The sequence below is a fragment of the [Borrelia] finlandensis genome, assembly GCF_000181875.2.
Classification (GTDB): domain Bacteria; phylum Spirochaetota; class Spirochaetia; order Borreliales; family Borreliaceae; genus Borreliella; species Borreliella finlandensis.
The window spans coordinates 18,874-29,578 of sequence record NC_012265.1 but is presented as its reverse complement, the minus strand read 5'-3'; the positions used below and the strand labels follow the sequence as shown (position 1 = coordinate 29,578).

Sequence of the window (10,705 nt, the reverse complement as noted above, 5' to 3'; positions counted from 1 at the left end):
TTACAAAAATCTTTGATTGCCAAAATGGACACTTTTCTCTTTATATCCTAAAGACAACATCAAATATGCAGCAGATATTGCATCAAGAGAATCATCATGGGTTTTGTTATCGCCTTTATACGCATAGATATCATTAAATACAGAAGAACTGCTGTACTTTGCAATGTAAAGTTTTTTGTAAGTAAAAGGTGTAATTAAAGTCGATATTCTACCAAACTTATTAGACTTTGGTTTAACCGGCGCAATTCTAAAATATTGGCTCATATTGCTCCTAAGCATTATATATTCACGAGTCAATCCACCAGCACCTTTCGTGTTATCTCTATCTTCTAAATAAAGTGTATGTACATTGAAATTTTCTAAAACAGTTTTGACCATATTCATAATATAAGGATCATTAGCTGGTCGTTGATCTTGAAATACAAAAGCATAATACTTATCATCAACTCTCTCCATAACACATAAAGCAGTGTTGTCTCCCCCAATACTAAATGCTGGATCTAAATATGCTATTGGACTAGTAAACACATAATCTTGAATAATATTAATTTGTGTAAAAATTGAATCAGTGCTTGCTATCCACTCTCCTAACAAAACTCTTGCTTTATATGTTGGTATATCTTTATAGAGTTTCTCTTGCGTTTCGATAAATCCTTTACTAAGAAGAACATTATCATAAGTTGTAAACTTATATGTCTTAAAAGTCGCCGTATTATCAATATAATCAGTTTTGAAATAATGTTCTGGATGATCCGGATTAGTATCAAAAATAATAGTTTCTTGTCCACACCTAAGTCTTTTTAAAACTTCCTCTAAAGTTTGCTTGTGTAAAGTAGTAGCCTCATTAACAAAAATAAGTGCTGAATTACTACCCCTAAACCTTTCAAAATCGCTTGCCTTATCCCCTCCATATAAATTAATACGAAGTGAATCAATGAATATATATGAATTATTTGTATTCTTTGGAACATAAGAAATATTGAGAAGTTTACATAGCTTTTCAAATTGCCCCAAAACATTAACTTCAACTGAACGCTGAGAATTGCCTATAATAAAATTATTAGTATCACTAGAATACAGCTTTTTATTTTCAAGTAAACTTTTAAGAAAAAAATAACATGCAAGATACGTTTTGCCACTAGCTATACCACCACTAAGTATAATCTTCTTTTCATTATTTTTTTCAATTCTTTTGATAACATTTTTTTGCTTAACAGTTAAATGTTTTTCTTCAAACTGATTAAAATTAACTACAGAGTTTGCTGGCTTAACAAATTGTGATATATCAACTCCAAACTGATTTTTGTATTGCTTTTGAAGTGTTGTAAAAAGTTTCGTTTGATATAAGTTCACTTGTACCCTTTACTATTTTTGTAGTTACTTTTATTATCCACTTCATGGGCAGCAGCAAGTCTTTTCATACATTCATAGTAAAGCTCCATTTCTCTTATTGAACACTCTTTTATAAGATCATTAAGCTCGCTTTTTAAAGAACTAATCTTTTCATTAACAACTTTTTCACTTTTTTTATTACTTTCTTTATCTAAAGAGTCAATTTTAAATCTTAAATCGTCTACTTTTGAAAGCATATTAGAAAGTTCAATACTAGAATATTGCCTAAACGCACGTATAAATCCTAATTCTAAATTAGAGCGCTCTAAATCTAGCTCTCCCTTAACTTTTTTAGCTTTAACTTCCAATCTAAAAGTTTGTGCTACAAGGTGTTCAAAAGTATCCTCACTAATTGTTACTCTAGAGTTCTCGTTAACACAACCCTCTCCACTCTCCCATTTTTGCCTCATTCTCCACACATTTACTCTAGAAACTCCTAGTCTAAATGCTATTTCTTTATCATTTAATGATCCTTCTCTAAAATACACCACATAATCATCAAAAGATCTTTTCACTTTTTTCAAAAGTATTATCCCAAGGTAACAAAACTAACAAATTATTACTCTAAATAGTAAAGCAATTTAATAATTTATTAACACTTATTAATTGCTGGTCTATACTTTAAATGTTACAGTAGAAAAAGTTAGCCTCTGCTTTTTAGAGGCTAAGTAAATTTTAAAATATTAATTATTAACATTTAACTAATAACAATCTTCATTAAATGTTCCACATTTTATAGCCTTTAAGATTAGCTCTTCCTTTTCAGAATTTTCAAGATATTCTTTAATTTTTACTAAATAAATTTTTAAGTTCCCTAAATCACCCTTAATATCACTAACTTTTACAATATTTTTATTTATATCATCATCATTTTTTATTTTGCTTCTTAAATCACTTCTAGCATTTCTTAAGTTTTTAAATAAATTATAAATATTAGTATCATCTATGCTTTCTCCCCACATACTATATATAGAGTCTTTAGCATCAGTAATATCATCATATATAGGATAAGTAACATTATCTTCAACACTTTTCCCAGTCGTATATTGCTCCCTTTCAACGTCATCAATGTTTCTAATTATAATATCTATTTTAGATACAGCTTCTTTAATTTTATTTCTAGTTATTTTTTCAAGAGGATTTTCTTTTGATTCTTCTTCTCTTTCTTTTCTTCTTTTTTCCAGTTGTTTTTTTCTTTCTTCCATTTTTTTCTGATCTTCTTTATATTTCTCTCTTCTTCTTCTTTTAAATTCTTCTTCTCTTTCTTGTTCTTCTTTGCCTTTATCTTCTTTGCCTTTATCTTCTTTGCCTTTATCTTCTTTGTGAACACCATTTTGTGTTGTTTTTAATATGGGTGCGTTGTCAAGACTATTAACTGGCAATGTTGGAAGCGGATTAAGATCAAATAGAATATTATTTGGATAGTCACTCTGCATTAAATCCTTTTTTAACAATCCCTTAACTTGTTCTTTTACATTTTGTTTTAAATCTTCACTACTTGCATAATTTTTGCAAGAACTTATCAGTGCAAAAATAACACAAATAATAAACATTTTTTTATTCATAATTATCATTATTTTCTCCTATAATTGGAATTTCTATTCTATTTTAAATTCTTCTTAAGCTCTTCTAATAATATTGCATATTTAGCAATTTTATATCCTGCACCATTATTAGTTTTATCTCCTAAAAATGTAATATGTTCAGAACCATTAATAGTTTCTATCTTTGTTATTATCTGTTTATTTTCGATACCATTTGTAACACTTTCTTCGTTCTTATATCCATAATATAAGCTAACTTTAAATGCTCCACCTTCAGTCATTGCTTTTACAAAGTTATTAACCTCTGATTCTTCTAATGAAAAGAATGTAGCTGAATGTCCCCCAACATTTAAACCTGTTTCAATGCCATCTTCTTCTTTTCTTATAACCAAAGTTCCTAAGTTGCTCCAATCCCCATTATTGTCTTTTTTGTTTTTAATATTTACAGTAAATTCAGAGAATTTTATTGTATCACTACTTGCTTGCCCACTTAAGCCACCCTGATCACTTAAACTACTTCTAAAATTTTCACAAGAACTTATCAGTACAAAAACTGCACAAATAATAAACATTTTTTTATTCATAATTTACTCCTACTCCATAAATCTCAAAGATAATGCAATACCTATTATATACAATTTTTTAAAGATTTAAATAATTAATTTTGTTAAATTTTGGATTACATAGTAACAAAACTTGAATGTAATTTTAAACAACTCTTGAAAATCTCTCCATTGCAAATGGTCGGGTCATTACAAGAGACTACAAAACACATACAAATTAAATTTCATAGTCTTTGCTATATATCAGTTAAAGTATACTGTCTTTCTTATCCGACACCCTCAAAAAATGCCTATTCTGTTTATCACAGCCACTCCACAACCCAAATTTCGCATGCAATGAGAACACCCAAAATTTGACTAAAATTTTAGGTTTTTGATAAAATATAAATTGCATTTTTATTAAATTTTTATTACTTTTACTTAATTTAAAAGTAACACTTCTAAGGAGAGGATTTTATGGATATTAATAATTATTTTAATTTAAATAATTTCAATATGGATTTTATGCTCAAACTATTTCAAGATTATCAAAATGTGGTAAATGAAAATAAAATTCTTAAAAATTCACTAAAAATTTCTTCTAAGCCTACTAAAAAAGCTTCAAAACCAACTCCTAAGTTTTATTTAACCTCAAAAAGTAGCAAAATAATTGAAAAATGCGTCAAAACATTAAAACAAACTGACCCAATTTCTGGTTGGTTTCTACATCTACTCGCAATAAGTGGGTGCAGGGGTGCAGAAATTCAAAAAGTTAAAATGCAAGATATTACCCCGCTACTAAGCAAAACTGGAGAAACTTTCTACAATATAAAAGTAAATGTAGCTAAAAAAAGAAATATCACTTGCATTAGAGAAATTGTCATCAAATCTGAAGAATTTGAGGCTATTCAAAAAGCTCACGAAAATTACTTTAATGACAAAAATCTCGACTCAAGGCGTACCTACCTTTTCCAAAAAACCAAACATAAATTTAAAGATAATCAAATTAGCATTATCAATATTTCTAAAAAATTTAAAATTCTTCTTAAAAAATCAGGCTTTCGTGCTAATAAATCTCTTCATTTATTTAGAAATTTATTTATTTCAAATTTAAAATCTAATGGCTATAACTCTTTCCAGATTAAAGAACTTATGAAATATCATTCAACCAATGAAATTGATAATATTTATGGACTCTCTGCTGCTAACAAAATTCACGCTTATAAATGCATGAAAAATAACCTTAAACTTTAAAAAAACTACTTTAGTCTAAATATACGCTTTGAAGTTACTTTAAATATTTTCCCACGAGGTTTCAAGTCAAGTGAATCATATAATATTTCTTTATTTTTTGTTGCTATAAAGTGATATCCATTAACCTTATCGATTTTAACTTCGCTTATTTCAAATTCATTGGCTGCACCTAAATAATTTAAAGATTCATATCTCACGCTACTTCTAATTCCGTAATAATTAAGTATCATACATGGATTTATAATAAAACAATTACTCTTAATGTATCCAAGTCCTATAAATCTATAATACGCTGCATTTATCTCATACGCATTAAATTCACGTTTCTTAAATAGACTTGTATAGTAATGTAGACACAAAAAGTAACAACCCCATTTTTGTATCTCCGGTCTTAAAGTTCTATTATCTTGTTTTATTTTATTAATAAGCATTAATTAATCCTCCTATATTAAATTTATTTTTTTAATTTTTTAGTGCACCCATTCACATGGGGACACTAACACTATTTGTAAATGCTATATTGCTAGGGAAAAATACTGTACCACTTGTTGGTAGTAGTCCCTTCAATCTATCTGATATTGCCCTTTTCTTAGGGTCAAGAGTAAACACAAACTCTCCAAATTTATAATTTAACTGCTCAATTAGTGGATATGTATTTGTAATATTGTAAATTAGCATCTTCAACCTATCTTTAATGGGCTTTTCTCTTTTTTTATTTTCGTTTTGGATTCTATTTAATTCCTTTTGTAGACTATCAATCTCCATTAAATCATACGTAAGATTTTCAGCAGATTGATTATCCTTAATTTCAAGATCTGCACAATCAACATATTCTATAAATTCTCTTACCCAATCAAACTCAACTCCAGAACTATAAAAATCACTCCTTTCTACTAAATCTTCAACAAGTTTTATAAACGTATCCTCGTTAAAATTATGTGCCATTAAGTATTCCTCTCTATAGTTACTATAAATATCTTTTTTTAAATTTATAATTTCTAATTCACATTTATTAACAAATTCAAACACTTTTGATATTAAGGCCTCATCTCTTTTAATCTTACAGTTAATTGGTGCAGCATCTATTAAAAAGAACAAATTACAATACTCAAGCCCAGTGCATGCTAGCTGCATTTGTGCTTGTACATAATATTTGAAAAAATATTTACTGCTTAAAAAATTGCCATTTTTATTGTACTCAGCAATAGCACTACTCATATAATTAGAGTCGCTACTTTTAATCTCTAATAGTTCTAAATCGCCATTATTATTGATAAACCAGCCATCAATTGTTGAGCCCACTAAAGTTTCTAAACTGCCCATTTTTTTGAAATAATTATACTTATCAACACCGTTGGCATATTTATTTTTATATAAAATATCAATATTATCACCGTATGCTTTAACAAACTCTCTAAATCCTAAATTCTCTAACTCTTTGCCCTTGAGCATATATAAATTCTCTTCAAAAGGTAGACTCATATTAAAATATTTAAGCACTCTGTTTATCATTAAATCTTTCAGCCCAGCACCTCCAACAAGAATATTGCCTACTTCACTAGCACCGTATTTATCTAACTTGTTTCTTTGCACACTAAAATCAATATTGCGATTAAATCTAAAACATTCTTGACTACTTATTCCTGGCAATTTCTTACCTATCTTACTTAATTTACTTTTTTCTTTAATGGGAGAAGATTTTTCCTCAAATATTTCACAACCAGTAAAACTTTGTTGATTAATACTTATCATTTTGAGCTCTCCTTGAATATTTTCTTGTGGATTATTATTGTTTGAAAGATTTTCCATCTTTTTCCTCCTACTAATGTTATAAAAATAACTATATAGCAAAAACTATTTTTGTCAGGCTTTTTACAAAAATTATTATAATAAATAAAAGCTTTATTAAATTCTCATGTTAAAGAGCTTAATAAAGCCGCGGGCTTAGCTTAATTTATTTTAGATAAACTCACTAAACAATTAAATTCAGCTCAATTTAGAATTAAAATTATTTTGTATTTGTTAAAATAAAAGAACTTATTTAGATTTTCTTGTTAAAAAATTCAAATAAGTTCTAAATTTAAAAGAAAGTAAAAATAAAATGTTTCTTTTAAAGAATTTAAATCAAGATTATAGTATTCTATTTAAAAAATACGCTATATACTCCCTTAATATTTTAAAAAATTTTAATCATTCTCAATTAAAGAAATACTTATTAAATATAGAATAGATAATTGGAGCAAGTGTTATTCCCATTATTAGAATTACTTGTATTGTTCTATTGCTTGCATTAAGTTCATTCTTTAAAACATCTATTTTATTATCTAGACTAGATATATCCTTTTGCAAGGTTTTTTCTATACTATCTATTTTAGAATTAAGTTCGTTTTTTACACTATCTATTTTAGTATCTAAACTGGATATATCTTTTTGTAAAGTTTTTTCTACATTATTTATCTTGGTATCTAAACTATCTATTTTGGCATTTAAACTCTTTTCTACAAAATCTATTTTTAGATTTAAACTTTTTTCTATAGTATCTATTTTTAGATTTAAACTTTTTTCTACAGTATCTATTTTTATATCTAAATTAGATATATCTTTTCTCAAATTCTTTTCTAAATCGATTATTTTCTCTTTTAAAAATTCAAAATTAAAATTATCATTATGAAGAAAAACAAAATCTATTGCCTCCTCACTAAACCCTATGTTTAAAAATTCATTTTTTATACTTTCTATGTTATATGTTCTGTACGCTAAATTAGTCATAAAACTTCTTACTATCCTTTCAGTTGTTTATATTCCTTCATAATTTTTTTAATCATTTCCTTTTCATTATTAAATAATTTGTCTAAAAGATATCCAGTAAATTTAGCATTACTTTTATAAAAGTCGTAACTTTCTTGACTCTTAAGTTGAAATCTTAAGGGTTTTATTGGATTTTGTTTAGATTTTTTCAAAACATTTGGCGATTTTCTTAAGAACTCAAGAGTTTTTGTAACACCATTTTCTATTACATAAGCTTCTTCTAAAATGCCGTCTTTAATTGCATTTGCTATTTTTAAATAGTCATATGCTTGACTCCTTGCTAAATGATAATCTTTGATAAAATCTTCAAATGTTCTGTATCCATCTAATTTATAATATTCGTTATCTTTTATTTCTTTTAATATCTTAATAACTTCCATCTTATAATAAATTTCTTGTTGAAAACTAGATTTTAATCTTTGCTTTAACTTCTTGTAATGTTCTTCGGCTTCATTTAGCACTTCTAGGTTTCTTTTGTTCAATATTATCTCCATATATGGACTCCTTTCATTTAAAATGGCAATCATGTCCAGTTACCTGGACATGATTATTGTTATAAATTTACTTAATATATTTTTGTACTCTAGCATATAATCTCTATTTAAATTAAATAGATCATTTTTTGCTATCTTTTTATTTAAATCTTCTCTTTCATAAATTAACCCCAAAAAATTCTTATTATCTTTAAGCGAACTAAATAGTGCCTTATGGGTATTATTTTTTTTAAATCTAGTTATTATTAAAAAAATTGGAATATCAATGGCTAAATCACTAATTGAGAACTTTAAAAGTTCTAAACTTTCAACAGCCCATTTCTCTGCTGTTATTGGAACTATTATATAATCACTACATACTAAAGCATTGGTTAGCGTATAATCTAGGCTGGGATTTGTATCAATTATTATGTAATCATAATTGGATTGTAAATTTAATAGCTGTTTTTGAAGTTTAATTTCCTTAAATGTTATAGCCTCTTTATTAAATTTGTGTAAACTTATATAACTAGGTATCAAGTCTAAATTATTACTAATATTAATAACTGAATTATCAATTAATACATTCCCCTTCAAAACTTCATATATATTTTTTTCCAATAAATTAAAATTATCTTCTATTATTTTTTTGTAAAAATAACTAGTTACTGATGCCTGTGTATCCATATCAATTAAAAGCACTTTCCAATCTTGAGACAATAGAGTTGTAAATATAATTGCACTTGTGCTTTTGCCAACACCGCCCTTAATTGACGCTATTGTTATTATTTTAGGTTTTTTATTATCCATTTGATTAACGGTCCTTGTTCCGGGTATTTCTTCCCATAAAATTTATATACTTGTTGTTCTAAATCCGTAAACATACTAAATAAAACTTTGTTGTAATGATTATTTGTTCTTTTTTTATCTAATAATCGATATAGCCCCTTAAAATAGCAAAAGACACTTCCTGCTTTAAATCTAAATTCCATATAATATGCCCTTGCCAATGCATATGCTTTTCTAGCCCCGTTTATTTGATACTTTATTAATGGCTTTTTTATTGGTTTTCTGTAGCCATAAAAAATACCAATAAACTTATCTCCTTCTTTAATTGGGTACAAATGAGTTTCTTCAACAATTCTTTCCCCATTAAATAAGGCCCTCAATGATAATCTAAATTCGTGTTTTTTCTCATAAACTCCAAATTTATAAATATCCATCATTATTTTTGTATGGTACATTGCTTTACTATTTTCTTTTTCAATCAAAATAAAGCGTTCTTTATTTTGGCATTCAACTTTACATTTACCTTTTTTTACAGTTTCAATAGGTTCTAGTGCATTTTCCATGTTAAATCCTCATACGGCCTTTATGCTAAATTCTTCTGTGGTTAAAGAATTTTTTTCATTTTTTATTATTTCTAATAATTCAAGATGATATATACCAAATACTTTATTGTATTCTATTTTCTTTTGGTTATTCAAATATTTTTTGATAATTGGCTTTAGAATTTCAATATTTGTTTCTTTTTTTAGTTGTTCAATAAGGATATTGAAAATGTTTGTTTTTAAGTTCTCATAATCTTTTTGAGAATTTTCTTTTTTTCTTTCAATCGACTTTTCTAATTTACGCTTTATATTGTTTAAATCGCTATATTTATGATTTTCAATAATAAAATGGGGCTTAAATTTGTAACTTTCGTATACTTTTTGTAAATTTATCTTTAATTGTTCGGGGTTATATCCATTTTGTTTGAATTCTTTCTGAGTGTTATTTAAAATTCTTTTTAGTTTCTCTTGCTTTTCTTTAAAGCAAGATTTATTTAAATTTGTGTTTTTTAGCAATTTATTTTCAACTCTTTTTATGTTTTTGATTATTTTAATCATAGTATCTTTATCAACATTTAATGTTAATAAAAACGGAAGAATTTCTTTACATAACAAGTTGCTTTTATTGAAATACTTTATTACTTGATATTTTTCTATTTCTTTAATCTTTCTTTCTTCTTTTATATTATTTTTATTACTTAAACACTCCACTGAATTTACACTACCATTTTTAGAAATATCGTCTTTAAAATGGTTATTAACTCTAGATTTAAATCTAGAGTTTTTTCGCTCTTCAAAGTACATGTTGATTTTCTGGTAACATTCTTTTTTAGGATACTTTAGTTTATAATAAATTTCAGTCCCACAATTTACACCCATATGTTGATAGTAGTTATTTGTAACTTTTAATACTTTTTCTAGTTTGTAAAGATAATTTTGCATTGTTCTTAAAGTAGTGGGAGCTAGACCATTTCTTTTTAGATTTTCGTTAAAGCAGTAGAGTATGTTTTGTTGTGTGTATTTTTTATCTTTTTTGTTTAGAAAATCTAGTGTTGAAGCTAGAGATATTAATTTGTGTTGGTGTTTGTTATGACAAGTTGGACTTTTTGTGGTATTTAGAAAACCTTTCATATTTTCTCCTACTAATGTTATTAATAATTAATTATTATAATGCAAAATTTTGATTTAAAAGTAAATACTTTTCTAAAAAAATATTAAATTTTAATTATTAATTTTGTTAAATTAATATACTTTTTATAACTTAGTAAAAAGATTGATTGATTTTAATTAAAAATTGGGCTACACTACAAACAGCGTAGTTATTTGAACATTTTTCAGTATTAACTACCTACTAATGTAAT

At 26.3% G+C, this 10,705-nt stretch carries 12 protein-coding genes; 1 reads left to right on the top strand and 11 read right to left on the bottom strand.

All coding sequences use genetic code 11. From position 1 onward, the window contains the following. From BSV1_RS05625 to BSV1_RS05610, 4 genes are all read right to left on the bottom strand, one after another. Positions 1–1,353, bottom strand: coding sequence for a PBSX family phage terminase large subunit (locus tag BSV1_RS05625; protein ID WP_012672723.1), 1,353 nt, complete (start codon positions 1,351–1,353; stop codon positions 1–3). After that, a complete protein-coding gene (locus tag BSV1_RS05620; RefSeq protein WP_012672948.1) occupies positions 1,350–1,916 on the bottom strand; it encodes a DUF603 domain-containing protein in 567 nt (188 codons plus the stop codon). Before BSV1_RS05620 ends, BSV1_RS05625 begins: the two co-directional genes overlap by 4 nt. Positions 1,917–2,093: 177 nt before the next feature. Further along, positions 2,094–2,957, bottom strand: a complete 864-nt coding sequence (locus BSV1_RS06930; RefSeq protein WP_158309988.1) for a hypothetical protein — start codon at positions 2,955–2,957, stop codon at positions 2,094–2,096. Between the two features lie 38 nt (positions 2,958–2,995). After that, positions 2,996–3,520, bottom strand: coding sequence for an Erp family outer-surface lipoprotein (locus BSV1_RS05610; protein WP_012672952.1), 525 nt, complete (start codon positions 3,518–3,520; stop codon positions 2,996–2,998). Between the two features lie 435 nt (positions 3,521–3,955). On the opposite strand from BSV1_RS05610, the gene BSV1_RS05605 reads away from it, so the two are divergent. Then, positions 3,956–4,732: a tyrosine-type recombinase/integrase gene (locus BSV1_RS05605; protein WP_002658529.1), complete on the top strand. Its 777-nt coding sequence runs from the start codon at positions 3,956–3,958 to the stop codon at positions 4,730–4,732. Positions 4,733–4,737: 5 nt separating this feature from the next. Here BSV1_RS05605 and BSV1_RS05600 read toward each other — a convergent pair whose 3' ends face one another. From BSV1_RS05600 to BSV1_RS05565, 7 genes are all read right to left on the bottom strand, one after another. After that, positions 4,738–5,163 carry a DUF261 domain-containing protein gene (locus BSV1_RS05600; RefSeq protein WP_010883833.1) on the bottom strand — a complete coding sequence of 142 codons (426 nt, stop codon included), beginning with the start codon at positions 5,161–5,163 and terminating at the stop codon, positions 4,738–4,740. A gap of 52 nt (positions 5,164–5,215) precedes the next feature. After that, positions 5,216–6,541 (bottom strand): DUF244 domain-containing protein, encoded by a 1,326-nt coding sequence (locus tag BSV1_RS05595; RefSeq protein ID WP_012672962.1) that lies wholly within the window; start codon positions 6,539–6,541, stop codon positions 5,216–5,218. A 387-nt stretch (positions 6,542–6,928) separates the two neighbouring features. Next, positions 6,929–7,501: a Bdr family repetitive protein gene (gene bdr, locus BSV1_RS05585; protein ID WP_010883831.1), complete on the bottom strand. Its 573-nt coding sequence runs from the start codon at positions 7,499–7,501 to the stop codon at positions 6,929–6,931. 11 nt (positions 7,502–7,512) lie between these two features. Further along, positions 7,513–8,034, bottom strand: a complete 522-nt coding sequence (locus BSV1_RS05580; protein ID WP_012621303.1) for a chromosome replication/partitioning protein — start codon at positions 8,032–8,034, stop codon at positions 7,513–7,515. A gap of 39 nt (positions 8,035–8,073) precedes the next feature. Next, positions 8,074–8,823, bottom strand: a complete 750-nt coding sequence (locus BSV1_RS05575) for a ParA family protein (protein WP_010883829.1) — start codon at positions 8,821–8,823, stop codon at positions 8,074–8,076. After that, on the bottom strand, positions 8,799–9,365 hold the full coding sequence (locus tag BSV1_RS05570; protein WP_012672961.1) for a DUF226 domain-containing protein: 567 nt from the start codon (positions 9,363–9,365) through the stop codon (positions 8,799–8,801). The genes BSV1_RS05575 and BSV1_RS05570 overlap by 25 nt, the downstream gene beginning before the upstream one ends. 9 nt (positions 9,366–9,374) lie before the next feature. Beyond that, entirely contained in the window at positions 9,375–10,475 is a 1,101-nt protein-coding gene (locus BSV1_RS05565; RefSeq protein WP_012672949.1) for a plasmid maintenance protein, read from the bottom strand. Positions 10,476–10,705: the final 230 nt, after the last annotated feature.

Excerpts from the sequence above, each read along its gene's own strand:
- BSV1_RS06930 (WP_158309988.1), bottom strand. The coding sequence starts at position 2,957 with ATGAATAAAAAAATGTTTATTATTTGTGTTATTTTTGCACTGATAAGT.
- BSV1_RS05610 (WP_012672952.1), bottom strand. The coding sequence starts at position 3,520 with ATGAATAAAAAAATGTTTATTATTTGTGCAGTTTTTGTACTGATAAGT.
- BSV1_RS05605 (WP_002658529.1), top strand. The coding sequence starts at position 3,956 with ATGGATATTAATAATTATTTTAATTTAAATAATTTCAATATGGATTTT.
- BSV1_RS05600 (WP_010883833.1), bottom strand. The coding sequence starts at position 5,163 with ATGCTTATTAATAAAATAAAACAAGATAATAGAACTTTAAGACCGGAG.
- BSV1_RS05595 (WP_012672962.1), bottom strand. The coding sequence starts at position 6,541 with ATGGAAAATCTTTCAAACAATAATAATCCACAAGAAAATATTCAAGGA.
- bdr (WP_010883831.1), bottom strand. The coding sequence starts at position 7,501 with ATGACTAATTTAGCGTACAGAACATATAACATAGAAAGTATAAAAAAT.
- BSV1_RS05580 (WP_012621303.1), bottom strand. The coding sequence starts at position 8,034 with ATGGAGATAATATTGAACAAAAGAAACCTAGAAGTGCTAAATGAAGCC.
- BSV1_RS05575 (WP_010883829.1), bottom strand. The coding sequence starts at position 8,823 with ATGGATAATAAAAAACCTAAAATAATAACAATAGCGTCAATTAAGGGC.
- BSV1_RS05570 (WP_012672961.1), bottom strand. The coding sequence starts at position 9,365 with ATGGAAAATGCACTAGAACCTATTGAAACTGTAAAAAAAGGTAAATGT.
- BSV1_RS05565 (WP_012672949.1), bottom strand. The coding sequence starts at position 10,475 with ATGAAAGGTTTTCTAAATACCACAAAAAGTCCAACTTGTCATAACAAA.